This is a genomic window from Micromonospora sp. RTBAU3-60 (assembly GCF_054963695.1).
On record NZ_JBUEGB010000001.1, the window covers coordinates 329,075 to 354,845 of the forward strand.

17 protein-coding genes are annotated in these 25,771 nt (G+C 72.1%); 10 read left to right on the top strand and 7 right to left on the bottom strand.

The features are described from left to right. Positions 1–89: 89 nt before the first annotated feature. Positions 90–1,097, top strand: coding sequence for a glycoside hydrolase family 25 domain-containing protein (locus tag ACY34I_RS01270; RefSeq protein WP_462751610.1), 1,008 nt, complete (start codon positions 90–92; stop codon positions 1,095–1,097). A gap of 61 nt (positions 1,098–1,158) precedes the next feature. On the opposite strand, the gene htpG is transcribed toward ACY34I_RS01270, so the two are convergent. Next, complete coding sequence (gene htpG, locus ACY34I_RS01275; RefSeq protein WP_462751611.1) at positions 1,159–3,051, bottom strand: molecular chaperone HtpG; 1,893 nt, start codon at positions 3,049–3,051, stop codon at positions 1,159–1,161. Between the two features lie 134 nt (positions 3,052–3,185). Here htpG and ACY34I_RS01280 point away from each other — a divergent pair, with 134 nt between their 5' ends. Genes ACY34I_RS01280 through ACY34I_RS01290 form a run of 3 tightly spaced genes read left to right on the top strand, consistent with a single transcriptional unit; the run spans position 3,186 to position 5,376 of the window. After that, positions 3,186–3,911, top strand: coding sequence for a FadR/GntR family transcriptional regulator (locus tag ACY34I_RS01280; RefSeq protein ID WP_462751613.1), 726 nt, complete (start codon positions 3,186–3,188; stop codon positions 3,909–3,911). Then, on the top strand, positions 3,908–4,735 hold the full coding sequence (locus ACY34I_RS01285; RefSeq protein ID WP_462751615.1) for a sterol desaturase family protein: 828 nt from the start codon (positions 3,908–3,910) through the stop codon (positions 4,733–4,735). Before ACY34I_RS01280 ends, ACY34I_RS01285 begins: the two co-directional genes overlap by 4 nt. After that, complete coding sequence (locus ACY34I_RS01290) at positions 4,732–5,376, top strand: lysoplasmalogenase (protein ID WP_462751617.1); 645 nt, start codon at positions 4,732–4,734, stop codon at positions 5,374–5,376. The genes ACY34I_RS01285 and ACY34I_RS01290 overlap by 4 nt, the downstream gene beginning before the upstream one ends. A 140-nt stretch (positions 5,377–5,516) precedes the next feature. Here ACY34I_RS01290 and ACY34I_RS01295 read toward each other — a convergent pair whose 3' ends face one another. After that, the gene (locus tag ACY34I_RS01295; protein ID WP_462751619.1) at positions 5,517–6,317 is read right to left on the bottom strand and encodes a DUF4253 domain-containing protein; all 801 of its coding nucleotides are present in this window, start codon (positions 6,315–6,317) and stop codon (positions 5,517–5,519) included. 78 nt (positions 6,318–6,395) lie between these two features. Beyond that, positions 6,396–7,007, bottom strand: a complete 612-nt coding sequence (locus tag ACY34I_RS01300; protein ID WP_462751621.1) for a TetR/AcrR family transcriptional regulator — start codon at positions 7,005–7,007, stop codon at positions 6,396–6,398. Positions 7,008–7,076: 69 nt separating this feature from the next. Between ACY34I_RS01300 and ACY34I_RS01305 the strand changes: the two genes are divergently transcribed. Beyond that, positions 7,077–7,607 carry a hypothetical protein gene (locus ACY34I_RS01305; protein ID WP_462751623.1) on the top strand — a complete coding sequence of 177 codons (531 nt, stop codon included), beginning with the start codon at positions 7,077–7,079 and terminating at the stop codon, positions 7,605–7,607. 40 nt (positions 7,608–7,647) lie between these two features. On the opposite strand, the gene ACY34I_RS01310 is transcribed toward ACY34I_RS01305, so the two are convergent. Both ACY34I_RS01310 and ACY34I_RS01315 read right to left on the bottom strand, forming a co-directional pair. Further along, entirely contained in the window at positions 7,648–8,310 is a 663-nt protein-coding gene (locus ACY34I_RS01310) for a response regulator (protein WP_462751625.1), read from the bottom strand. Next, entirely contained in the window at positions 8,298–10,280 is a 1,983-nt protein-coding gene (locus ACY34I_RS01315; protein WP_462751627.1) for a sensor histidine kinase, read from the bottom strand. The genes ACY34I_RS01310 and ACY34I_RS01315 overlap by 13 nt, the downstream gene beginning before the upstream one ends. A gap of 159 nt (positions 10,281–10,439) precedes the next feature. Here ACY34I_RS01315 and ACY34I_RS01320 point away from each other — a divergent pair, with 159 nt between their 5' ends. Continuing rightward, positions 10,440–10,808, top strand: coding sequence for a hypothetical protein (locus ACY34I_RS01320; RefSeq protein WP_462751629.1), 369 nt, complete (start codon positions 10,440–10,442; stop codon positions 10,806–10,808). After that, complete coding sequence (locus ACY34I_RS01325) at positions 10,805–11,482, top strand: hypothetical protein (protein WP_462751631.1); 678 nt, start codon at positions 10,805–10,807, stop codon at positions 11,480–11,482. Before ACY34I_RS01320 ends, ACY34I_RS01325 begins: the two co-directional genes overlap by 4 nt. A 142-nt stretch (positions 11,483–11,624) precedes the next feature. Here ACY34I_RS01325 and ACY34I_RS01330 read toward each other — a convergent pair whose 3' ends face one another. Next, positions 11,625–13,307, bottom strand: a complete 1,683-nt coding sequence (locus tag ACY34I_RS01330; RefSeq protein ID WP_462751633.1) for a multicopper oxidase family protein — start codon at positions 13,305–13,307, stop codon at positions 11,625–11,627. A 152-nt stretch (positions 13,308–13,459) separates the two neighbouring features. Here ACY34I_RS01330 and ACY34I_RS01335 point away from each other — a divergent pair, with 152 nt between their 5' ends. The 3 genes from ACY34I_RS01335 to smpB all read left to right on the top strand — a co-directional run bounded on the left by ACY34I_RS01335 (position 13,460) and on the right by smpB (position 15,846). Then, entirely contained in the window at positions 13,460–14,590 is a 1,131-nt protein-coding gene (locus ACY34I_RS01335; RefSeq protein ID WP_462751635.1) for a sensor histidine kinase, read from the top strand. Further along, positions 14,587–15,273, top strand: a complete 687-nt coding sequence (locus tag ACY34I_RS01340; protein WP_462751637.1) for a response regulator — start codon at positions 14,587–14,589, stop codon at positions 15,271–15,273. The genes ACY34I_RS01335 and ACY34I_RS01340 overlap by 4 nt, the downstream gene beginning before the upstream one ends. A gap of 87 nt (positions 15,274–15,360) precedes the next feature. Next, a complete protein-coding gene (gene smpB, locus ACY34I_RS01345) occupies positions 15,361–15,846 on the top strand; it encodes an SsrA-binding protein SmpB (RefSeq protein ID WP_148798141.1) in 486 nt (161 codons plus the stop codon). A gap of 91 nt (positions 15,847–15,937) precedes the next feature. Here smpB and ACY34I_RS01350 read toward each other — a convergent pair whose 3' ends face one another. After that, positions 15,938–25,603, bottom strand: a complete 9,666-nt coding sequence (locus ACY34I_RS01350; protein ID WP_462751639.1) for a hypothetical protein — start codon at positions 25,601–25,603, stop codon at positions 15,938–15,940. Positions 25,604–25,771 lie beyond the last annotated feature (168 nt).

The window sequence follows — 25,771 nt, forward strand, 5'->3', positions numbered from 1 at the left end:
GGGCCGTCGGCCATCCCAACCACTGACCAATTTTCGCGTTAGCGCAGGTCAGATGGGCCGAGCTACGGTGGGCGGCAGAGGTGATGGCAATGGTCACGATCTATGTCGACCTGTCCTACCACGACTGGGACCGGGTGAAGGGCGAGTTCGACTGGGGGGCCGTCCGCCGGGCCACCTCCCCGGTCCTGTGCCTGCGGGCCACCTACGGCGATCCGCAGGGCTATCACCCGCCCAGCCCCCACGTCAGCGAGATGGCGCACGGTGCGGCCAGCGCCGGCTTCGACGTGATCGGCGGCTACCACAACCTGATCCGGGGCGATCAGGCCAGCACCAACCGGCAGGTCGACTACCTGCGGAGCACCCTCGACGGGATCGGGGCGGTGTGGGCGATGCTCGACGTCGAGCGCTACCCGGAGCTGGTCGCCAACGGACTGTGGCCGCGCTTCGACGACGTACGCCGGTTCGTGGACCGCTGGCACGCCGTCGACCAGCGGGTGCTGGCGATCTACCTGCCGAAGTGGAACTGGGACGGGAACCTCGGCCGGCCCGACCTCCGGCCGCTCAACGCACCCCTGGTCGCCAGCGACTACGGCAGCAACCCCACCGGCGCGCCCGCTGCCGTCTACGCGCAAGGTGGTGGGGACGGCGGCCCGGGCTGGGCCGCGTACGGCGGGGTGACCCCGTCGATCTGGCAGTACGGGTCGAACGTCGCCTGCCCCGGCGCGTCCGGACAGACCGACTGCAACGCATACCGTGGCACGCTCGCCCACCTGCGGGCCCTGTTGACGAAGGACGACACCATGACCCCCGCCGAATTCTCCGCGATCCTGTCCGACCCGGCTGTCGCCGCGAAGATGCGCGCGCTGCCCTGGCAGTACATCGGTGGCGGCATCCCCGCGGGCATGTCGACGCTGAACGTGCTCAACGACCTCTACCAGACCACCCATGCCGCCCCGACCGCCGCCGCGATCGCCGCGGCGACCGTGCAGGCACTTGGCGGGCAGGCCCCGGCCGATGCCGCCGCCGCCATCGTGGCCGCGATCGGCAAGGACCGGGCGGCGGCACTCGCCGCGGCCCTCACCGCAGCCACCCAGTAGCGACGGCGGTGGTCTCCGTCGGCCGCGACGGGGCTGCCGCGGCCGACGGAGGCGGCGGGCGCTACAGCGTACGGGCCAGCCGGTCGGCGAGGATGCGGGTGAACCGGGCCGGGTCGGCCAGCTCCCCGCCCTCGGCGAGCAGCGCCATCCCGTACAGCAGCTCGGCGGTCTCGGTGAGGGCGGTCTGGTCGCCGCCCTGCTCGTGGGCCTTGCGCAGCCCGGTGACCAGCGGGTGGGTCGGGTTGAGCTCCAGGATCCGCTTGACCCGGGGCACCTCCTGGCCCATCGCCCGGTACATCTTCTCCAGCGTCGGCGTCATGTCGTGCGCGTCGCCGACCACGCAGGCCGGCGAGGTGGTCAGCCGCGAGGAGAGCCGGACCTCCTTGACGCTGTCGGTCAGCGCGCCGCTCATCCAGCTGAGCAGGTCGGCGTACTCCTGCCGCTCGGCCTCGGCCTTCTCCTTCTCCTCGTCGGTCTCCAGGTCGACCTGCCCCTTGGCGACCGAGCGCAGGGTCTTCCCGTCGTACTGGCCGACGCGCTCGACCCACACCTCGTCGACCGGGTCGGTGAGGATCAGCACCTCGAAGCCCTTGGCGCGGAACGCCTCCAGGTGCGGCGAGTTCTCGATGGTGGCCCGGTTCTCGCCGGTGGCGTAGTAGATCTCGGTCTGGCCGTCCTTCATCCGCTCCACGTAGTCGCGCAGGGTGGTCAGCTCGGCCGGGTCGTGGGTGCTGGCGGCCCGGACCAGGTCCAGCAGCGCCTCGGTGTTGTCCGGGTCCTCGAGCAGCCCCTCCTTGACCACCGCGCCGAACTCACTCCAGAAGGTGCGGTAGGTCTCCGCCGACATCTCCTTGAGGGTGGCGAGGACCTTCTTGACCAGGCGGCGGCGCACGGCGCGGATCTGCCGGTCCTGCTGGAGGATCTCCCGGGAGATGTTCAGCGACAGGTCGTGCGCGTCCACCACGCCCTTGACGAAGCGCAGGTAGTTGGGCATCAGCGCATCGCAGTCGTCCATGATGAAGACGCGCTTGACATAGAGCTGCACGCCGCGACGGCCCTGCGGGGAGAACAGGTCGAGCGGGGCGTGCGAGGGCAGGAAGAGCAGCGCCTCGTACTCGAACGTGCCCTCGCCGCGCATGTGGATGGTCTCGAGGGGATCGGCCCAGTCGTGGGCGACGTGCCGGTAGAACTCCTTGTACTCGGCCTCGTCGACCTCGTCCCGGGAGCGGGCCCAGAGCGCCTTCATCGAGTTGAGGGTCTGCTCCTCGCGGGTGGTGGCGCCGTCCTCACCCGACCGCTCGACGGTCATCCGGATCGGCCAGGCGATGAAGTCCGAGTACCGCTTGACGATCTCCCGGATCGTCCACTCGGCGGTGTAGTCGTGCAGGTTGTCCTCGGCGTCGGCCAGCTTGAGATGCAGGGTGACCGAGGTGCCCTGCGGGGCGTCGTCGACCGACTCGACCGAGTAGGTGCCCTCGCCGGTGGACTCCCAGCGGGTGCCCCCGCCCTGCCCGGCGCGGCGGGTCAGCAGGGTGACCTTGTCGGCCACCATGAAGGTGGCGTAGAAGCCGACGCCGAACTGGCCGATCAGCTCCTGGGAGGCGGCGGCGTCCTTGGACTCGCGCAGCTTGCGCAGCAGCTCGGCCGTGCCGGACTTGGCGATGGTGCCGATCAGCCCGATCACCTCGTCGCGGGACATGCCGACGCCGTTGTCCCGCACGGTCAGCGTGCGGGCCTCCTTGTCGACCTCGATCTCGATGTGCAGGTCGGCGGTGTCGACCTGCAGGTCCTTGTCGACCAACGACTCCAGCCGCAGCTTGTCCAACGCGTCGGAGGCGTTCGAGATCAGTTCGCGCAGGAAGACGTCCTTGTTCGAGTAGATCGAGTGCACCATCAGCTGGAGCAGCTGACGGGCCTCCGCCTGGAACTCCAACGTCTCGACCCGGTCGCTCACACCGACTCCCTTCCATGTCGCGGGCCTTCCGGCGGAAAGGATACGAGGCGTGCGCATCCGGCCACCGCAGGGTGGCGGATTCCAGCTGGTCCAACCAGTTGACGGGTTGATGTGTCGGGGACCACACTGCTGTCATGGCCTTCGCCCCGGTCCCCCGCGCCTCGGTCTCCGACCACGTCTTCGGCCAGCTCCGCGACGCCATCGTCAGCGGCCGTTACCGGCCCGGCGAGACGCTGCCCGGCGAGCGGGAGCTGGCCGCCGCCTTCGAGGTCAACCGGCACGCCGTCCGGGAGGCACTGCGCCGGCTCCAGCAGCTCGGGCTGCTCCGGGTCAGCCAGGGCGGCGCGACCCGGGTGCTCGACTGGCGGGTGCACGCCGGGCTGGACCTGGCGCTGTCGCTGGCCCGGTCAGGCGACGTACTCCCGGTCGAGACGCTGGTCCGCGACATGCTGGAGATGCGGGCCTGCGTCGGGATCGACGCGGCCAGGCTCTGCGCCGAACGCGGCGACCCGGCGATCACCGCGGAAGTGGTCCGGGCCGCCGAGGAGTACGCGGCGCTCGCTCCCGACCTGCCCCGGATGCACGACGCCGACATCGCCATGTGGCGGTTGATCGTCACCGGCTCCGGCAACACCGCCTACCTGCTGGCCTTCAACAGCCTGGTGGCGGGCGCGCTCGCGGTGGACGACGTGCCGCTGGACGGCCGGGCCGCCGAACTGCTCGACGTCGCCGGCCACCGCCGGCTCGCCGCCGCCATCGCGGCCGGCCAGGGCGCGGCCGCCGCCCGGCACGCCCGGGCCCTGCTGACCGCCCCGGTCACCACCCCCACCACCCCGTCCGAAAAGGAAGCCCGAGCATGATCCCCGCCGTGCTCTACGCCGTCCCGGCGTTCCTGCTGCTGATCATCATCGAAGCGGTCTCCTACCGGCTCCTGCCCGACGACGACGAACGCGGCTACGAGCTGCGCGACACCACCACCAGCCTGTCCATGGGCCTGGGCAGCGTGCTCATCGGCGTCCCGTGGAAGCTGGTCACCGCCGGCGTCTACGCGGCGCTGTGGCTGGTCGCGCCGATCCACCTCTCCCCGACCCACTGGTCGACCTGGGTGCTGCTGTTCTTCGCCGACGACCTCGCCTACTACTCGTTCCACCGGCTGCACCACGAGGTACGCGTGTTCTGGGCCAGCCACGTGGTCCACCACTCCAGCGTCTACTTCAACCTCTCCACCGCGCTGCGGCAGAGCTGGACGCCGATGACCTCGCTGCCGTTCTGGCTGCCCCTGGCGCTGCTCGGCGTACCGCCGTGGATGATCTTCCTGCAGCAGTCGATCAGCCTGCTCTACCAGTTCTTCCTGCACACCGAGCGGATCAACGTCCTACCCCGGCCGATCGAACTGGTCTTCAACACCCCGTCGCACCACCGCGTCCACCACGGCGCCAACACCGAATACCTGGACCGCAACTACGCCGGCATCCTGATCGTCTGGGACCGGCTCTTCGGCACCTTCGAGCCGGAACGGGCCGCGGTCCGGTACGGGCTGACCAAGAACATCAACACCTACAACCCGCTGCGGGTGGCCACCCACGAGTTCGCCGCGATCTGGGCCGACGCCCGGGCCGCCCGCACCTGGCGGGACCGGCTCGGCTACGTCTTCGGCCGGCCCGGCTGGCAGCCGGCCCGGTGAGGCGCCCCTGGCTGCCCCTGTTCGGGGCCGTCGCCGCGATCGAGCTGGCCGGCGTCGCGGTCGACTCCACCGCGATCCAGTGGCTGGCCAAGCCGCTGCTGGCGCCGCTGCTGCTGGCGTACCTGTGGGACCGGCGGCGACGGGTGGACCCGGTGGCGGTCGGGCTGGTCGCCGCCACCGCCGGGGACGTGGCCCTGCTGGTGCCGGGACAGGCCGCGTTCCTGGCCGGCATGGGCTGCTTCCTGGTCACCCAGCTGGCGTTCCTCACCGCGTTCGTCCGGCACCGCCGGCCGCCGGCCCCGGCGATGCTGGCGTACGTGGCGCTCTGGGCGGTCGCCAACGCGCTGCTCTGGGGCGCGCTGGGACCGCTGCGGCTGCCCGTGCTCGGCTACAGCCTGGCGCTGTCGCTGATGGCTACCGCCGCGACCGGGGTGTCCCGGCGGGTGGCGGCCGGCGGGGCACTCTTCCTCGGCTCGGACCTGCTGATCGGGTTGGACGCGGCCGGCGTCCACCTGCCCGGGCACGGTCTGCTGGTGATGACGACCTACATCGCCGCGCTGCTGCTCATCACCACGGGCTGGGCGGCGGCTCCGACCACCGCCGACCGCCACCCGTCCGCGATCGGGCCAGCCCTGGCTTGATCCACTCCACGTCGCGCAGGTGGCGGTGTCCCCGCCGGACGGATACCGCCACATCGCGTATCTTGCGTCGGTCCCGACCGGCGGCGGCCTAGCCGTCCGACTGGCGGCCGGGCCAGGCTGCGAAAGGCTAGGGCGGACGCTCAGTCCCACCAGAACGACCAGTGGTCGGTGGGCGCCTGCCGGCGGGCGACGTCGTACACGTCGCCGAGAATCTGTTCCAGGTCGTCGCAGTAGGACAACTGCTCGATGGCGCAGGTCGCGGCGGTGAGCGGGTCGCGCGGTGGACGGGTGACGGCCAGTTCCAGGTTGTCGACGCAGGGGTGGTACAGCTCGGCGCCCCAGGCCTTCTCCCAGTGCCGGAGCACGAACACGTGGTCCGCGTAGTGCAGGTCCGGGTGCGAGGGGCCGCCCATCCAGTTGTTCATGATCGCCATGAGTCCCGGCACCAGGGCGAGCACCTCGTGGCCGGCCGCCGCCGGCACCAGCAGCACGTCGGTGGGCGGGTACGAACCGGCCTGGCGCCGGATCCCGGGCGGAATCTCCCCGAGCGGATCGATGGCCTCGGCGACCCGCGCCGGGTCGAACTCGGCTCGGCGTTCCTCCTGCCACGCCATCTGCGGGTCAGCGGAATCGTCGTCCTCGACGATCCACTCCCGCTTGGATCGGATGATCAGCGCCATCCGCTCCGCCGGGTCGACCTCGCGCAGGGCGATCAGCCAGGCGGGTCCCTGGTGCCGGCGGCACCAGTCGTACGTCCCCTCGGCCGCAGTGCCGGCCGTCCAGCCCAGCACCGGCCAGAGACCCGTACGGGGGTGCTCGGCCCGCAACGCCCGCCAGACCCGGTCGTGTTCGCCCTCCGGAAATGTTCCGCTGACCAGCGGCAAACCGGCGGCCGTCTCGGCGAACTCGATCCCGTCCAGGGAACGGAGCAGCGTCTTCACACGCAGGAGAGTACGAAGATTGCCGCCCTCGGCCGAGCGAGTATCAACCGGAGTTCATGGCGCCGGCGCATCAGCCGTTCACTGGGCCTGTTCGGTGAGTTCGGCGCCCGTGAGGTCGGCGAGGTACGCGTCGAGCTGCGCGACGATCTCCTCGGCGGTGAGGTGACCGGCGAGGGCGTGGACCGTGAGCCCGTCGACGACCGCGTGCATGCGGCGGGCCAGTGTCTCGACGTTCTGCCCGGTCTGCGCCAGCGCGTCGCGATCGGCGAGATCCTGGACGAGCCGCAGGCACAGCTCGTACATGCCGGTGAAGTGGCGGCGCTGGACCCGGGCGAGCTCGGGGTCGCCGAGGCCGAGGGCGAGGAAGGCGAAGGCGATCGAGTCCTCGGTGCGGCGCGTCTCGTCGACCGGCATGGTCTCCAGCAGGATGGCGCGGACCGCGTGGACCGGGTCGCCGGTGTGCCGCAGTGCCTGGATCCGCTCGGTCACCTGCTCGATGACCTGCTCGCAGGCGAAGGCGAGCAGCTCGGCGCGGGTGGAGAAGTAGTGGCGCAGCGCGCCGGAGGACCAACCCGAGGCGGCGGCCACTGATCGGATGGAGATCCCGTCCACCCCGTCACGGGCGATGACCTGCCAGACGGCGGCGGCCAGCTCGCGGCGGCGCTGGTCGTGGTCGACGATCTTCGGCACTTGATGATTATCGCACGCTCGTGTAAAAATGGAAATGACACACTCGTGTGATAAAACGGAGGGTCGGCCGTGCTGGCGTTGATCGTCGCCTGCGAGATCGCGTTCTGGGTCCTACTCCTGCTCGGCCTCGCCACTCGCTATCTGCTGCGCGCCCGGAAGCTCAGCACCGTCCTGCTGATCTGCGTGCCGCTCGTCGACGTGCTGCTGCTGGCCGCCTCCGTCCTCGACCTGCGCCGCGGCGCGGACGCCGACACCGCCCACGGCCTCGCCGCGATCTACCTCGGAGTCTCGGTCGCCTTCGGTGGCCAGATGCTCCGCTGGGCCGACGAGCGGTTCGCGCACCGGTTCGCCGGCGGACCCAGCCCCAAGCGGCCGCGGAAGACCGGGCTCGAGCACGCCGCCCACGAACGGCGGCAGTGGCTGCGGCATCTCCTGGCGTACGCGGTCGCCGCGGCCGTCATGGGGCTCTTCACCCTGCTCGTCGGGGACACGCGGGTGGCGGCGATGTGGGGGCCGATGGGCGGGTGGGGCATCGTCCTGATCATCGATTTCCTGATCTCGTTCAGTTACACGCTCGCGCCCCGCAAAGCGAAGTCCTGACCGAAGGCGCGGGCGGGCTCGGGGCCGACCCACGAGGTGCTCAGCCGTGCGTCCGGCGTGGGGTGGCCTGGCGAAGGTGGACCAGCACCGCGAGGACACGGCGGTGGTCCTCGTCGGACGCGGCCAGGTCGAGCTTGGCCATGATGGAGCTGACGTGCGCCTCCACCGTGCGCTCGGTGAGCCACAGCCGGCGGGCGATCCCCACGTTCGTACGCCCCTCGGCCATCAGCGCGAGGATCTCCCGCTCCCGCGCGGTGAGGGTGCTGAGCGGGTCGTCCGGCGGCCGGCGGCCGATGAGCCGGGTGACCACCTCCGGGTCGAGCGCCGACCCGCCCGCGGCCACCCGTCGCAGGGCGTCGAGAAAGTCGTCGACGTCGAGCACCCGGTCCTTGAGCAGGTAGCCGAACCGTCCGCTGGCCACCAGGTCCACCGAGTGCCGGGTCTCGATGTGCTGGGAGAGCAGCACGATGCCGAGCTGCGGATGGCGGGTGCGGATCTCGCGGGCCGCCCGCGCGCCGTCGTCGGTGTGGTCGGGCGGCATCCGTACGTCGATGACGGCCAGGTCGGGCTGGGCCGCGTCGGTGACGGCCAGCAGGCTCGGCGCGTCGACCGCCTTGCCGACCACCTCGTGGCCGGCGTCGACGAGCAACCGGGCCAGCCCTTCCCGGAACAGCGCCGAGTCCTCGCCGATCACGATCCGCACGGCAGCACCGCCTCGACGAGAGTCCCGTCGCCGGGTCGGCCGGCCACGGTGAGCGCGCCCCCGGCGGCGGCCACCCGGTCGGTGATGCCCGCCAGGCCACCGCCCGGTCGTACGCACGCCCCGCCCACGCCGTCGTCGCGGATCGTCACCCTCAGCCGACCGTCGGTGTGCGACACCCGCAGGTGGACGCTGGTGGCGGCGGAGTGCTTGACCACGTTGGCCAGCGCCTCGCTGGCCACGTAGTAGGCGGTGGTGGCCAGCTCCTCGGGCACCGGCTCGCCGCCGATGTCGAGCGTGACGGGCAGCGGCACGCCGCGGACCAGCATCGTCAGCGCGTTGGTCAGCCCCTCGTCCAGGCTGGACGGGCGCAGCCCGTGGGCGATCTGGCGCAGCTCGGCGACCGCGGTGCCCAGTTCGGCGACTGCCTGGTCGAGCAGGCCGGCGACGTCAGTCTCGGGCAGGTGCCGCTGGGCGAGGCGCAGCGCCATGCCGAGGGAGACGAGCCGCTGCTGGGCACCGTCGTGCAGGTCGCGTTCCAGCCGCACCCGCTCGGCGTACCCGGCGCGCAGCAGCCGCGCCCGGCTGGCCTCCACGTCGCGCAGCGCCCGGCGTAGCTGCAACCGCAGCCGCACCACCTCGACGAGCAGGGCACAGGCGTCGGCCAGCTCGCGCATCAGCTCACGGGTGGTGGCCTCGCCGCGCACGAGGACGCCGATCTGCTGGCCACCCAGCCGGATGGCGACCGCGTCGTCCGCCGGCTCGAAGCCGGCCCCGGTCGCGGTGACCAGTTCGTCCGTGCCCGGCATCCGATATCCGACCCGCAGCTGCGGATCACGCAGCGCCTGGCGCAGCGCGGCTTCGAGCCGCTCCGGCGCCGCCTCTCCGGCGTGCATCCGGTCCCGGAGGTCCTCGATCGCCGCGAGCGCCGCCCGGCGGGCGGGATAGAGCCGACGGTCCACCCGGCGCTGCAACCGCACCCGCAACGGGGACAACGCCAGCGCGCAGACGGCGGTGGCCCCGGCCGCGGCCACCGGCGACGACCGACCCGCCACGACGCCGACGACGATTGTGGCGGCCGTGTAGAACGCCAGCAGCGCGGCGGTGACCAGGCCGTAGGTGACGGTGGCGCTCAGCGCCTTGTCCACGTCGTACAGGTCGTGGCGGAGGATGCCGACCGTGGTCGCCGCCGGGATCGCGATCAACGTGGCGGCGAGCCCGCCCACGGCGAGCTCCGGCCCGTCGAGCAGCAGGTAGCTCAGCCAGCACAGCAGCAGCGTCGCGGGGAGGAACAGCGCGCCGAGCGCGAACCACTTCAGCTGCGCCCGGCGTTCCGGGTCGGTGGCCCGCCGATACCGCACGACCATCGCCGTCGCGGACGCGACGAGCAGGGCGAGCAGCGCGGGCAGCAGCGCGAACACGATCGGTTGCAGCACCCGCCACAGCGCCGGTGGCGGGGTGCCGAAGGCGTGGTCGACGCCCGCGAACGGCGCCGGGAACGGGGCGGGGTCGAGACCGGCGAGCACGATGAACGCGGCCGGCACCGCCACGATGCCGGCCGCAGTCACCCGCCAGCGGCGCCCGGGCAGCAGCCGCCCGTCGGGAAAGAACAGCATGAGCAGCGCCGCCGGCACGTAGTTGAGCATCCAGTGCCCCTGGCTCGCGGTGGCCAGGAGCGGCGACACCGGCAACGCTTCCGGGCGGTGCGCGATGACGTACGCGTACATGTCGGTCCCGGCGATCCAGATCGAGAGCAGCCCGAAGAGGGTGAGCAGCGCCCCGATCACGTTGGCCGGACGCTTCGTCGCGATCAGCACGCCCAGGACCACGGAGGCCGAGGCGAGCAGACAGGCGATCGCGAAGTAGCCGACCTGACCGGCGTCGGCACCGAGGGTCAGCAGCCAGCCACCCGCGCCGACGAGCGCGGCGGCGAGCGCCGCCATGCCGTACGCAACCAGCCGCGGCAGGGTCATGGGCTCACGGTAAGCCCTCCACCACAGTGGCGGATGCGTGCCAGCACGGAGATCGCTTCCGTGCCTCCCCGCAGGCCGGATCCCGAGCCCGCCCCGATGCCCGCCGGCGGCCCGCGGACCAACACTTCTGGCCAGGACATCCGCTCAAGGAGGGCAATCGTGAGACATACCCGTACCTTCACCGTCGGTCTCGTGCTCGCCGGCCTGCTCGGCCTCAGCGACGTGGCCACCTGGCTCTTCGGCGTGGGCGGCCCGGGCCAGCCGCCGGTCGCGGCGGCGGCGGTCATCACGCTGCTCGGCGCGCTCACCCTCGCCGGCACCTGGCTCGCCTGGCGCGGCCGGCGCGGTGGCCTGGTGGCGGTGGTCGTGAGCCGGATCCTGTCCGGGCTCGCCATGCTGCCGGCGTTCGGGGACGACACCATCTCCACCGCCAACGAGGTTCTCCTCGGCGTCGGTCTCGCGGTCACCGTGGCCGCCCTCGCGCTGATCTGGCCGGGCCTGCGCCGGCCTGCGGTGGCCGCGTCATGACCGCCATCCTCGACCGTGAGGTCGGGGTCGCCCCGACCGACGGGCTGCGCCGCGTCGGCACCGCCACCGCCATGCTGCTCGCTCCGTGGGGGTTCGTGGTGGCCAACGTCGGCTACGCCTGGGCCACCCGCGACGGCGGCAGCGACGCGACCGGCGCGGACAGCCTCGCGCTCGCTGCCGCGCATCCGACGCCAGTGCGGGTGGGGGCCATCGCGGCCATGCTCGGCTGCCTGCTCATCGTCCCGGCCACGCTCGGCGCCATTGGCTTCACCCGGCACCGGGCGAACCGACTCGGCCTCATCGGCGGGTCACTCATGATCGCCGGGTACGTGGCGTACTTCGGCGCCGTGATGAGAGGTCTGGTCGACCTGGCCATGGCCGAGCGGGGTGGCCCCACCGGCGACTACGCCGCCGTGTTGGACGCCGCCAGCGAGGCCGCGATCCCGTGGCTGCTGCTCTTCGTGGCCGGGAACCTGCTCGGCACGCTGTTGCTCGGCATCGCCCTGCTGCGCGCCCGGACCGTACCGGCCTGGGCCGCGGCCGCGATCTGCTGCTGGCCGGTGTTGCACGTGACCGGCCTGATCGCCGGCACCGAGTGGTTCGAGGTCGCCGGCGCCACGCTCCAGGCCGTCGGCTTCGCCGCCCTCGCGCTACGGGTGGCACGGACCGGCTGACCCACCGGCTGGGCGGGGCCCGACCACCGCCGGACCAGCCCTGGATTGTGATTCAAGGTCGCGCAGGTTGCGGTATCCGCCCCGTGTCGGATACCGCAACCTGCGCGACCCGGAGTCGGTCGGGCGCCGAGGACGGCAGCGGCTACCGTCGGAGGCTGATGCCGGCACCCGCCGGCGGCCTGTCGGGCAGCAGCCCACCGCCGGACCCTTGGTGATCATGCTCTGCCGCCGGTGGCCGGCCGGGGCCTTGGCCTTTCCGCACGACGACGAACTGGCCCATCATGCCGCGGTCCTCGTGCCGCAGGACGTGGCAGTGGAACATGTACGGGACGTCCGGGTCGGCGTAGTCGGAGAAGCGGAGAATCAGTCGGGCCGTGGTGCCGGGCGCCACGTAGATCGTGTCCTTCCAGCCTGACAGTTCGGGTCCCGGGCGGCGGCCGGCGACCCCGAGGACGGCGAACTGGACGTCGTGCACGTGGAAGTTGTGCGGGGTGTTGCCGGGGTTGGTGACCTCCCATATCTCGGTGGTGTCCACCTCGACGGCCTCGTCGATCCGGCTCATGTCCATCTTCTTGCCGTTGATGTTGGAGCCGCCCAGCCGGAACGTGCGGGTCTTCCTGGCGTCGGCGGCGCCGAGGTCGGGCGCGTCCGCGAGGCGTTCGGGCAGCGCCGGTGAGGTGGTGAGGCTGTCGGCGGCCCGCAGTTGCAGGACGTCGAAGGTGTCGTCGCCGCCGGCGAACCGCTCGTTCCAGAAGTCGGTGCCCAGGTCCGGTGGGTAGCTGCGCAGCACGGCGTGCTCGCCCGCCCGCATACGCACGACGATCTCGGCCCGCTCACCAGGCGAGAGACGCACCCGGTTGGTGCGGTACGGAGCGGGCAACAGGCCACCGTCGGTGGCGATCAGCGAGAAGTCGCGGTCGTCGTGCATCCCGAAGTCGTAGACGCGGGCGTTGGAGCCGTTGAGAATCCGCAGCCGGATCAGTTCGGTGGTGACGTCGTGGTAGGCGCCGATGGTGCCGTTGGTGAGGATGGTGTCGCCGAGGAAGCCGACGGGGCTGAACGTCGGATCCCCGTCGTGGAATTGGCCGTCGCCGTCGAAGGAGCTGTCCTGCACTATCAGCGGCACGTCGTCCACGCCGTACCTCGACGGCAGGCCGAGGGTGGCGGTCCTGGCATCGTCGAGGATGAACATGCCGGCCAGGCCGCGATGGACGTGGGCGGCGGTCGAGCCGTGCAGGTGTGGGTGGTACCACGTGGTGGCGGCCGGTTGATCGATCTGCCAGTGGGGGCTCCAGGTCTCGCCGGGTTCGACCATCTGGTGCGGGCCGCCGTCCATCGCCGCGGGCAGGTGCTGGCCGTGCCAGTGCACCGTGGTGGTCTCGCCGAGTTCGTTGCTGACGTTGATCTGGATCTGCTCGCCCCGCTTGGCGCGGAGCGTCGGACCGAGGTAGGAGCCGTTGAACCCCCAGGTGAGGGTCTTCCGGTCGCCGACGCCGAAGTCGCTGACACCCTCGATGGCGCGCAGGTCGAACACGCGGCGTCCGTCCTCGACGCGGCTGGTGGCCAGCGGGGGGATGGCGAGCGGGCGGACGAAAACCGTCCGGCCGGCGGTGTTGGTGACGGCGTTGGCCCACAGCAGGGCCAGGACCCCGGCAGCGGCGGCGGGGACGAGGAGCGCGATGGCCAGGAATCCACCGAGCCAGCGCGCCAACCGGCGACGCCGTGGCGGCCGTGCGGGCGGGTGGGCCACGGGTTGGCTGGACATCCGGGACATCAGCTCCTGGGTCAGGGTCACCGGCGGATCGCCGGTGCGGCTGTTCGTCAAGCGAAGGTACGGGGCCGCGGGCGCCGTCGGCGTCGGCTGCGGGGATCGTTCGAGATACCGCGGATGCGGTACGCGCAGCGCGTGACCGCCGCGCCGTGCGGCCCTAAACTTGTCCGGTGCGTTCGGGCTGGTGGAGGTGGCTACCGGCGGACGTGACCAGTGCCGGGGTGATGACGGCCGTGATGGTCGTCGCGGCGGCGGAGTCGGACGACTTTCCGGCGCGGCCGGTCGACGCGCCGGTGATCGCGGCGGTGGCGCTGGTCGGGAGCTGGACCGGCGCCGCGCGGCGCGTGCCACGGACCGCGCTCGCGGGCAGCTGCGCGAGCCTGTACGTCGCCCTGTTCTTCGGCGTGCCCGGGTTCTCCCCGGCGCTGGCGCTCGGCGTCCCGTTGTTCGCGGTGGCCTGGGCGGGCTACCTGTGGTGGGGCGTGACGGCGGTCGCCGCCGTCCTGGCCATCGGCGTGCCGTTCCGCCTCCTCGACGCGGGCGCGGAGCCGGTCGGTCAGGTGGCGCTGGCGACCATGTTCGACGTCGCCCTGCTGGCGGTGCTGCTGCTCCTCGGTGACAGCCTGCGCAGCCGCCGGGCCCTGCGGGCCGAGGCGGTCGGGCGGCTGCGGATGGCGGAACAGGAGCACCAGCGGCGCCTCACGGCCGAGCGGCTGCGCGTCGCCCGCGACCTGCACGACGTGCTGTCGCACACGATCGCCGTCGTCAGCATCCAGGCGGGCGTCGCCGCGGAGAGCATCGACAGCCACCCGGTGCGCGCCAAGCAGGCGGTCGAGCTGGTGCGCTCGGCCACCCGGGACGCCATGCTGGACCTGCGCAGCACCATCGCCGTCCTTCGCGAGGACATCGCGGGCGAGACGCGGCGGGGCCCGACGCCGGGGCTCGCCCAGCTGCCGGATCTCGTCGACTCGGTCCGCTCGGACCGGCTCAGCGCCTCGCTCAGCGTCCGGGGCGACGTGGGGCCCCTGCGGCCCGCCGTCGAGCTGGCGATCTACCGGATCGTGCAGGAGTCCCTGACCAACGTGCTGCGCCACGCTCGCGCCACCTCGGTCGCCGTCCTCGTCGAACGCGGCACCGACGAGGTACGGGTCGAGGTGCGGGACGACGGGCACGTTCCCGGCCAATCACCCACCGGCGGGCCGGTTCCGGGATCAGGCCTGCAGGGAATGCTGGAAAGGGCGGGCGCCCTCGGCGGCGCACTGTCCTTCGGCCCGGTCCCGGACCCGCCTCGGGGGTTCGTGGTCGAGGCCCGCCTCCCCACGGGCGACGCCCGATGACGCTCCGGGTCCTGGTCGCCGACGACCAGGAGATGGTCCGGACGGGGCTGCGGACGCTGTGTGAGCACGACGGCGACATCACCGTGGTCGGGGAAGCGGAGAACGGGCAGGTGGCGGTTGCCCTCGCCCGGGAACGTCGCCCCGACGTCATCCTCATGGACATCCGGATGCCGGTGCTGGACGGGCTGGCGGCGACCCGCCGCATCCTCACCGACCGGGACATCGGTCCGGGCGTCCGCGTGCTGGTGTTGACCACGTACGAGCAGGACGAGAACGTCTTCGAGGCAATCCGATCGGGGGCGAGCGGCTTCCTCACCAAGGACGTCAGCCCGACCGAGCTGCGGGCCGCCATTCGAACAGTTGCCGCCGGGCAGGCCCTGCTCTCGCCCAGGGCCACCCGGTCGCTGGTGGAAACGTTCGTGGCGTACCCACCGCACCGGCCCGATCCGCGCCCGCTGGACGTGCTGACCGACCGGGAACGGGAGGTCCTCGCCATGGTCGGCCGGGGCCTGTCCAACCTCGAGATAGCACGCATGCTGTTCCTCAGCCCCGCCACCGTCAAGACGCACGTCAACCGGTCGATGGGCAAACTCGGGGCGCGGGATCGCGCCCAACTCGTGGTGACCGCGTACGAGACGGGCCTCGTCCGCCCCGGGCACCCTGGTTCCGGCGGCCCGGGCTAGGGCCGGGCAGCGAGAGCGCCGTGCGCGGCGTGCCGCCCTGACCGTTCGCTTATCCTGCATGGGGCCGAGAGCACGGGGAGGTGGGGCGTGGCCAGGGAGACCGGACGGAAGCTCATCGCCTCCAACAAGAAGGCGCGGCACGACTACACCATCCTCAAGACGTACGAGGCCGGGATCGTGCTGGCCGGCACCGAGGTGAAGTCGCTGCGCGAGGGGCGGGCGTCGCTGGTCGACGCGTTCGCCCAGGAGCGCGACGGCGAGCTCATGCTGTACGGCCTGCACATCGCCGAGTACGGCTACGGCACGTGGACCAACCACCAGCCGCGGCGCACCCGCAAGCTGCTGCTCAACCGGATCGAGATCGGTCGGATCCTGGAGAAGCTGCGCGAGGGCGGGGTGACCCTGGTGCCGCTGTCGATGTACTTCTCCAACGGCTGGGCCAAGGTCGAGCTAGGCCTCGCCCGAGGCAAGAAGTCGTACGACAAGCGGCAGGCCCTCGCCGAGCGGGACGCCAACAAGGAGATCGCCCGGGAGCTGGGCCGCCGCCTCAAGGGCGCCCGCCCCACCCGCTGACCCCACCCCGCCACGCCCACCCGAACGCGGCCTGGACGCAGGCGGGCCGGGGCCCGGCTCCCCGCTGGGGAAGCCGGGCCCTGGTGACCGGTCAGTCGGTGCAGGACGGTTCGTCGAAGTGCCCCGGGGTGCCCGGGAACGCCGCGCCGGCTCCCTGTTCCTTGTTGTCCCTCGGGTAGACGTAGGACAACTCCAGGAAGGCCGAGGTGCCCGCCGTGGTCACGTCGGAGGCGCTGCGACCCGCGCCGGTGGCCCAGGCCAGCCGGGTGAGGAAGTCCTGCATCGCCGGGCTGTGCTGGCGGACGTCGTTGAACCCGCCGTACGCCGAGTTGCAGTGGGTGAACAGGTTGTAGGCGCCGTTCCAGTCGAAGAGCCGGTCGCCGTTGTTCGGGCCGTTGGCGGTGACGTCGCCCTGGAGCACGTCCCGGTCCCAGCCGCCGTAAATCCAGTCGGTGCCGTGGTGGTGCTGGTTGTCGGCCACCTCGTCGTTGTCCAGGTTCGTCATCTCGAACCAGCGGCACGGGTCGACCGTCCCCGAGGTGAGGTCGACCGGCCAGGCCCCGGCTGCGCAGTTGCCCGGGTAGGAGCCGCGCGGACGGAAGTCCAGCAGGTCGGAGCTGAGCACGGCGGTCACCGCCGGGCCGCTGGTCGCCCCGGCACCGCCGAAGAGGTGGTCGACGTACTGGTCGTGGTCGCCCCGGGCGGCGGCGCTGAACACGCCGTCGACCAGGCACTGCGGGTTGGTCGCGTCGAGCGCCGGGTCGCAGCCCTTGCCGCCCCAGAGCACGTCCGAGCCCTCCCCGCCGAAGACCTGGTCACCGCCGCTGTCGCCGTTGGCGACGTCGTCGCCGAACCCGCCGTGGATGTTGTCCGCGCCGGCCCCGCCGCGGATGAAGTCACCCGCGCCGGCGGTCAGCCCGGCGTGCGGCATCGGCGCCGAGGTGGCGCTGCCGATCCAGGCGTCGCCGTCGGTGTCGTGCAGCAGGTCCACCCGCCGGTCGTAGTCGCCGGCCCGGAACCCGGTGAACGTCTCCTGCGGCACCGACGACAGGGTGATGGTGAAGCCCAGCGCCGCCACGTCGTCGGCGTTGAGGTACTGGTTCACCACGCCGCCCCGGTCGCCCAGGATGGCGTCGGCGCCGTCGTCGCCGTACAGGGTGTCGGTGCCGAGCTCACCGACGAGGTCGTCGTCGCCGGCGCCGCCCCGGATCAGGTCGTCGCCGTCCTGACCCCAGACACCGTCGTTGCCGGCGTCACCGTAGAGCTGGTCGTTGCCGAAGGCGCCGGCCGGCTCGCAGGTGGCCTGGGCGGTGGTGCAGAACCGGGTGGACGAGCCGGGCAGCGCCGGGTCGTGGGTCCGGGCCACCGTGGCGTCGGCCGGCACCGCGCCGGTCGGGTAGCGCTCGGTGTAGACCCGCTCGGCCGCCTTGCCGTCGACCGTGGTCACGGTCCGCAGCAGCGAACCGTTGTCGCCGAGGATCACGTCGTCCGCGCCGTTGCCCTCGACCACGTCCCCGGTGTCCCGGAAGCCCGCCGCCGAGCTGCCACCGATCAGGTCGTCCTGCCCGGCCGGGGCACCGGCCCCGACCAGCTCGGCCGGCGGCGACGGCTCGCCCGGCCAGCCCGGGTCGGGCAGCGGGGCCACCGCCTGGCGGCCCGCCGCGCCGAGGGCGCTGTCGCCGCGGAGGTTGTCCGCGCCGCCGTTGCCCTCCAGGTAGTCGCCGTCGCCGTCACCGGTCAGCGCGTCGTCGCCGTCCTGGCCCCAGAGGGCGTCCACGCCGTCGCCGCCGCTGAGCCGGTCGTCGCCGTACCGGTTGGCGGTGGCCGCCGCCCGGTCCAGCAGCACCACGATCCGCGGCCCGAACGGGCTGCCGTCGGCGCCGAGCCGCACGGTCACCGCGGTCGGCTGCTCACCGGCGAGCGGGCGCAGCACCGCGCCGTTGTCGCCGATGACCGCGTCGGAGCCGGGTCCGCCGAAGACGGCGTCCGCGGTGTCCGGCTGGCCCGTGGTGGTCGCCCCGGTTCCGTCGTACGCGGTGCTGGAGCCGCCGACGAGGTCGTCGTCGCCGGCGTCACCCTCGACCCAGTCGGTGCCCGGGCCGCCCTCGGCGTAGTCGTTCCCGGCGTCGGCGTGCACCCGGTCCGGTCCGCCCTGCCCGAAGATCACGTCGTCGGCGTCCCCACCGGAGATCAGGTCGCCGCCGCTGGTGCCGGCCGCCGGGGTGAACCCGAGGTCGAGCAGGGTGACCTTGCGCGCCGGGCCGGTCCGGCCCTGGGTGACCCGGGTCGCGTCGGTGGTGGCCGGCGTGAACCGGGCGTTGTCCCCGGCGATCAGGTCGGCGTCCGCGTCGCCGTACAACTGGTCGCCGGTGTCCGGGCGGCCGGTGCCGGCGGCCGGCTCCTGCGAGGAGCCACCGACGATCTCGTCGCGGCCGAGATCACCGTGGATCAGGTCGGCGTCGTTGTTCCCCTCGAGCTGGTCGTCCCCGGCGTCGCCGTTGATCCGGTCGGCGCCGAGCCCGCCGTACGCCACGTCGTCGTCCCCGCCGCCGGAGATCACGTCCCCGGCGCCGGCCCCGGCAACGTCCCCGGCCAGGTCCAGCGGGTACGGCCCGACGTCCCCGATCCGCGGGGTGCCGTTGTCGCCGAGGATCCGGTCGGTGCCCTCCTCGCCGTAGAGGAAGTCCCGGCCGTCGCTCGCGCCGGCGACCCGCGAGCCGCCGTAGAGCACGTCCGCGTCCGGGCCGCCGAAGACCTGGTCGCCGCCCTCGTTACCCTCGGCGGTGTCCTGCCCGGCGTCGCCGTAGAGACCGTCGTTGCCGGTGTTGCCGAAGAGCAGGTCGTCACCGTCGTCGCCGTGCAGCTGGTCGACGCCGGCGCCGCCCCAGGCCCGGTCGTTGCCGCCGCCCAGGTGCAGGGTGTCGTCGCCGAGCTGGCCGCAGGCGCGGTCGTCGCCGGCACCGAGGTCGGCCCGGTCGTCGCCACTGCCGGCCGAGACCACCTCGACCCCGGCGCCGCCGCGGATCAGGTCGGCCGCGCCCTGGTCGGCGGGGTCCGGCTGCGCGTCGGCGAGGGTGGCGTCGACGCACGTCTCGGCGGGCAGGTGCCGGTCACCGAAGACGGTCGCCCCGCCGTCCCCGCCGATCAGGTGGTCGCTGCCGAGCCCACCGACGAGCAGCTTGGTCTGCGACTGGGTGCCGGCCGGCAGCGCCTGGTGGGTGACCTGGCGGAACGGGCCGTACCCGTCATCGGCACCCGGCTCCCCCACCTGCGACGGCTCGGCGATCAGGTAGTCCTCGTCGGGGCCGCCGAACAGCTCGTCGGTGCCGTAGCCGCCGACCAGCACGTCGTCGCCGCCGTAGCCGTAGAGGCGGCCGGTCTGGCCGTTGGCGGAGTGGGAGACCACCAGGTCGATGCCGGCGCTGCCGTAGACGGTGTCCTGCCCGGCGCCGGTGTCCACCTGGTTGGTCAGCCCGACGTCGCCGCTGCCGGCCTGGTCCACGTCGGCGGGAATCGCGGTGTCGTACGTGTGGATGGTGTCATCGCCGCGGCCACCGTTGATCGTGTCACCGCCGGGGCCGCCGACCAGGGTGTTCTTCCCGTTGGGCCGGTCGTCGACCACCACGCCGAGCACGTCGTCGCCGCCGTTGCCGTAGATCCGGCTGGCGCCGTGCCCGACGGTGACGTGGTCGTCCTCGCCGGCCGTGGCGGCCGTGGGGTCGGTCAGGGTGGTCCAGTCGATCAGCCCGGTGAGGGTCTTGTCGCCGACGGAGGTGTGCACGGTGGTGGCGCCCCGGTCGGTGCCGCCGAGGCCGCTGTCGCCGGCCACCACGTCGTTGCCGTCGCCGGTGGTGACGGTGTCCTTGCCCAGCCCGCCGGCGACCCGGCTGACCGTGCCGGGCGACTCGGCGGTGACGATCACGTCATCGCCACCCCGCCCGTCCACGTACGCCGGTCCGGTGCCGGTGCGGATCTGGTCCTTGCCGTCGGAGCCGAGCACCACGGCGGTCTTGTCGAACGCCGAGGTCTTCGTGCCGTCGCCGCTGGTGTCGCCGTCGCCGAGCAGCAGCACCGACAGCGAGACCTTGTCGGCGTCGGCGACATGGTAGCCGCGCCCGTCGACCACCACCCGGGTCAGGGACGGGTCGAGGAACTCCTGCTTGCGGCCGAGGGCCTCGACCGCGAAGCCGTCGAAGTCGTCGCTGGCGCCGTCGGTGCCGGCGTCGGCGTAGTGCAGCGCGTACACCTTGACCACGTCACCGGCGTAGGTGCCGGCGCTGTTGTCCCAGGCCTTGTCGCCGCGCTGTTCCTGCTTGCCGAACTTGCCGGCGAAGACCACCAGGGTGTCCCCGACGGTGCCGCCGAGTTCCGGTGGTGGCGGGGTGCAGTCGGGTTGCGCCCGGAAGTCGAGCAGGGTGGCATCGACCAGGGTGAAGTCGAAGGTCTTGGAGAACAGGAACAGGTCGATGGTGATGTAGACCTTGAGGAAGACGGAGAGCTGCCCGCTGGTGGTGAACAGGCAGATCGGGTTCACCCGCAGCCTCTCGAGAAACTCGCTGGTGCGGAACTTGCCGTCGTTGTTCGGGTCGTTCCAGCTGAATCCGACGGTCAGCCGGATGCCACCCTGGATGCCGGCCTTGACGATCAGCACGCTGACCTCGGCCCCGGCACCGATCTCGCCGCGCAGGGTGACCACCGGGACGGGCTTGCCGGTGCTGTCGGCGGTCTTGAAGTACAGCCCGTCGAGCAGGCTGACGGCGTCGAGCTTGCTGCCGTCGGTGGCCGCCTCGACGGCGTGCCGGATGCCCGCGGTGTCCAGCCCCGCGATGAACCGGGCGGTGACCGAGGCGCTGCCGGAGAGGGTGACCAACACCGGCGGCGGGGCGTAGACGGGGCCGAAGGACTGCCGCCAGCTGAAGCCCAGCGCCAGCGGACCGGAGTCGAAGCTGACCAGCTCGACGTCCTGGCCGAGCAGCAGCCCGAACAGCGAGCCCGGGTTGTCGAAGATCGGGAAGCTGAAGCCGGTCTTCTCCGCGTTGGACTTCTCCCCGGCGTTCTTCGGGGTGAACAGCTTCTCCCCGTCGTCGCCGGCGGCGTCGTCGATCTTCGTCTTCACCTCGGCGGCGGACTTTGCCTGGGTGAACGGGTCGTCCCGCTTGATCAGGCTCTCGGCGGAGGCGGGTGACACCTCGGTGGTGAGCGCCTTCGCCGGGTCGACCAGGAACTGGCCGAGCGGGATGGAGCAGCCGGAGTCGCAGTCCGGTATCCGGTTCACGAAGGTGATCACCGCCCGCACGGTGTCCACGAAGTCCAGCTTCGGGCCGCCGTTGAGGGTGCTGAAGGTCTTGGCGAGCCAGACCAGGGTGATGTCCGGTCCACCGGTGGCCTTCGACAGGTCCGACAGCACCGGGATGGGTGCGTAGAGGGTGTCGATGACCGGCTGGAGCGGACCGGTGACCGCCTTGAGCTTCGCCACGACCGGCTTGAGGATCTTGTCGAAGAAGGCACCCGCGTCCAGCGCGATGTCGGTGAAGGTGACCTTCAGCGGCGTGGTGACGCCGTCGCCGGTGGCGGTGAGGGCGCCCTGCTTGTGCTCCAGGCCCCACTTCAGCCCGAAGCGGGCGCTGATGCCGGGCAGGGCCGAGCCGACCTCGTCGCCGGTGTTCACCACCGCCGCCAGCTTCCAGTCGATGTCGACCTTGGCGGTGAGGTCGGTGGCGAGCAGCGAGCCCAGGTCGCCGAACTCGGCGAGGGTGAGCTTGGCGTCCGGGTCGGCCGTGCAGTCCGCGGTGACCGTCGGGTCGAAGCAGCTCTTCTCCCCCGGCGAGCCCTTGAGGTCGATGCCGAAGTACGCCCGCACCAGCGGGTCGGTGCTCTGCTTGGTGGCGTTGACCTGGATGAACGCGAGTTGCGCGGCCAGGTTGCCGGTGGTGTCGAAGCTGCCCCCGATCTGCACCTCGGGCGTGGTGTCCCCGTCGTGGGTGGGGATGTAGAAGCCCTCGTCCCGGTCGAGGACCAGGTCCAGGTGCAGCTTCCAGCCGAGCTTGGCCTTGATGCCGTCGGCGGCGCCCTTCTTCGCCTTCAGTGACAGGCCGGGGATGCCGAGGTCGAGCGGCACGTTGGCCTCGGCACAGCCGGTCTGGCAGCCGCCGCTCGCGGACGGGTCACCCTTGGCCGAGGTGAGCTTGATCCGGACGGCCTGGAAGTCCTCCGGCTGGCAGGGGGTGGCCACCCCGGTGCGGCAGCTGACCTCGGCGGTGACGTTCTCGTCGACCGGCTTGAGCGCCTCCTTGAGCGCGGCGTTCAGGCCGGCGCTGTCCAGCGTGGCGTCGGCCAGCACCGGGCCGATCGCCGCCTTGATCTGCTCGCGGAGCTGCGCCACGAACCGCTGGCCCTGTTGCAGGTCGTCGCCGACCAGGGGCAGCTTGCCGTCGAAGCTGGCCAGCCGGAGCGCCTCCTCCACCTTCGCCAGGTAGCCGTCGATGCCGACGTTGAAGTCGGTGAGCTTCATGGTCAGGTTGGCGAAGCAGGAGTCCAGGTTCGGGGTGTTCGCCGTGGGCGTGAGGTCCAGGCCCATGGTGAAGGTGAGCAGGTTGGTGGCGTCGGCCGGCTCGCAGTTGTTGACGAAGAGCGGAGCGCGGGCGCAGATCGGCACGTTGGCGCCGCCGACCCCACCGCCGCAGTCGACGCCCGCGGTGCTGAACTTTGGGCTCAGCCCGAGCAGGCCGCTGATCGGGCCATCCTCGGTCAACCCGCCGAGCCCCACGCTGAGGTTGGCCTTGACGGTGGCGAAGTCGGGGTCCTTGCCCAGGTCGAGGGCGAGCGGGCCGACCCGGGCGGCGATCGCGCCGTTGGTGATCCCGCCGGAGACGGTGACGCTGGCCGAGGAGGTGTGGTCCAGGATCGGCGCGGCGTCCAGGCGCAACGGCAGCAGCAGCCCGAGCTTGGCGTTCGCCGAGACGTCGAGGGCAAAGGTGCCGGAGCTGTCCAGGCTGATCAGGTCCTTGCCGCCGCCCCAGCCGAAGGCGAGCGGACCGCCGGTGTGGAAGTTCCGCTTCCAGTCCAGCCCGATCCGCAGGAACGGGCCGCCCTCGCGCTGATCCACGGTGAAGCTGACCCCGCTGCCCGTGCCGATGGCGTTGTTGAGCACGTCGAGGGCGTCCTGGAGGTTGTCCGGGGGCGCGGCGAGCAGCCGGTCCAGCGCGTCGGCGAGTTCCGGCCGCAGCGCGTACGCGGTACCGTCCGCCGGCTTCGGGGTGCCCGCCGCGTCGATCCGCAGCGTCTGCGCGTCCACCTGCTTCAGCACCCGGTACGCCTTGCTGCCGATCACCACGGTCCGCCCCTCGAGCCGGGCGTCGAAACCGGCGTCATCCTTGCGCGTGCCGTCCTTGAGCAGGAAGTTCGTCCCGTCGGCGACGAACGTGACGTCCTTGCCGACGCCGCTCTCGTCCGCGCCGAGCAGCTGCCGGGCGGAGCGGCCGAGCAGCGGGATCTTCTTGTCCAGCGGTCCGCTGCCCGCGTCCGCCTGGGAGAGCGCCGCGTTGACCAGCCGGAGCGCCTCGACGACGACCGCGAAGAGCGCCTTGGGGTCGTTCGGGTCGAAGTCCACGGCGAAGAGCCCGGTCAGCCCGGAGGTGTTCACCACCGGGTCCTCCCCGGCCTTCCAGCTCACATCCACCCCGATGCCCTGCCCCAGGGCGCCGGTGTCACCGGGAACGCTGACCTTGACCCGGCCGGTGGTCTTCACCGACGCGGACGCGGCGAGCAGGGTGGTCGGCTCGGACTGCAGCCGGTGGAAGAACGCGCCCAGACTGATGTCCTCGGCCTGCTTGAACTTCACCTCCAGCATCCGCTGACCGGCGGTGGCCGGCCCGACGGACAGGTCGCCGCCCAGCTTGACCTTGAGGAATCCGGCGGTGGCGTAGAAGTCGACCCCGGTGGTGATCGGGAAGTCCGCGGTGAACAGCGGCACCGCGGGGTCGGTACGCAGCAGCACCCGGTCCGCGTTGGCCGCCGGGCTGTCCAGGTCGTCGCGCAGGTCGAGGACGAGGGTGAGCGCGGCGCTGTAGCGCGGCTTCACCTTGGCGAAGCTGGCCTGCGCGTTCGCCGCCCGCAGGCCGACCTTCTTGTCGTCGTCGACCGGGTCGGTGAGCGTGCCGGCCAGCTCGACCGCGCCGATGTTCGGGCTGGACCCGCTGATCACCCAGACGCTGTCGTTTGCCGGCTGGCCGCCGATCCAGTCCTGCACCAGGGTGACGGAGTTGGCGGTGTTGGCCGCGACGGTGCCGGCGGAGGTGCCGGCCACCACCCGCTGCCCGACGAGGTCACCGGGGGTGAACCGGTTGCCGCTGACGCTGAAGCCGTTGGCGGTGAACGTGGCACCGCGGCCGGAGAGCGAGGCCGCGCCCGGGTCGAGCGGCACCTCCACGGTGGACTCCCGCTCCAGCTTGACCCGGAACACCAGCTTGTCGCCGGCGAAGGAGAGGTTGTCCACGGGCAACCCCTCGGCGGCGAGCAGCGCGAGCAGCTCCTGGATGGAGCTGAACCTGGGCTGCCCGGCCAGGGCCGGGTCGTCCTTGGTGGGATCGAACTGCGGGTCGTCCGGCCGCGGGTGGACGTACTTCTTGAGGAAGTCGGTGAGCTTCTCGTTGACCTTGACCGCGTCGGCGAAGGTGCCGCGCAGGAACGGCAGGTTCAGGTTGCCCGCCGGGCCGCTCTGCTGCACGCCGCTGAGCAGGGTGGCGAGCTGGGCGAGCCCGGAGGCGAGATCGAGCGGGCTCATGTTGCGGAACTTGGCGATCGTCTCGTCCAGCCCGGTGGTGGTCACCGTCGGGCTGCCGGCCGAGATGTCATTCCAGTCGATGTTCACGGTCGCCGCCACCGCAGGCAGGGCGAAGGGCACGCCGGCGGTGGCCGCGCCGAGCTTGATCACGCCGTGCACCGAGCCCGGGCCCGGCTCGGTCTCGGTGTCGGAGATCCGGCCGCCGCCGGATCCATCCAGCGCCACCTGTGCCAGGCCGGCGAGGGAGCCGGCCGCGGCGAGTTCACCGGTGCCGGCCCCGGCGGGCGTGTCGAAGGCCAGCCGGCCGTCGCCGTTGGGGTCGGTGACGGTGACCTTGAGGTGGGTACGGGCGGTCAGGGTGCTGCCGGCGGTGAGGGTGACGCCGAGGATGCCCACGGAGGCGGTGGCCTTGTCCAGGTCGGCGCGCAGTCGCGCCGCCGCGTCGATGTCGATCCGTGGGGTGTCGCCGTCGCGGACCAGGTAAGTCTCCCCGGCGGCGGTGTGCCGGGCGCGCAGGTGCAGGGTGGCCCAGCCGGTGACACTGACCGCCTTGGCGAGGGTGATCCCGTTGACGGTCAACTCCTTGTCGGCCACCTCGCGTTTCGTGGTCAGCAGCACGTCGAGCAGGTGGTCACCGCCGCTGGTGGTCACCGAGCTGGTGAGCCGGGTGCCGCCGCCGAGGTCCACGTCGTCCTTGGTCAGGCCGCTGGCCAGCGCGTCGGACGCCGTCTTGGCGAGCTTGTCCGCGTCGACCAGCGCGCCGGGGCTGACCCCGAGCAGGGGCAACGGCTGGCCGAGCTGCCCGATCTGGGAGAGTCCACCGTCGGCCCAGGTGGCGGTGCGGGACATCAGGGACTTGAGCGCGGTCTCCCACGCCTCGTCGGCGTGGGCCGGCGCCGCCGTCCACACCAACGCCAGCGCGGCCGTCAGGACCGCCGCGATCGCCGCGGCCAGCAGCCGCCGTAGAGCCACCATGAGCCACCTCGTCCAGTTCGATGGCCGTCACCGACGGCGCTGGTCGGCGACAGCACATCGATCGCGGAAGTTGCTCACAACGACTGTGTCGGGATGGTGACACAGCGTTGAGCCATTCGGTCGAGACCCTCGATACGGCCGGCCCGAAGAGACTGTGCTCGCGGATCG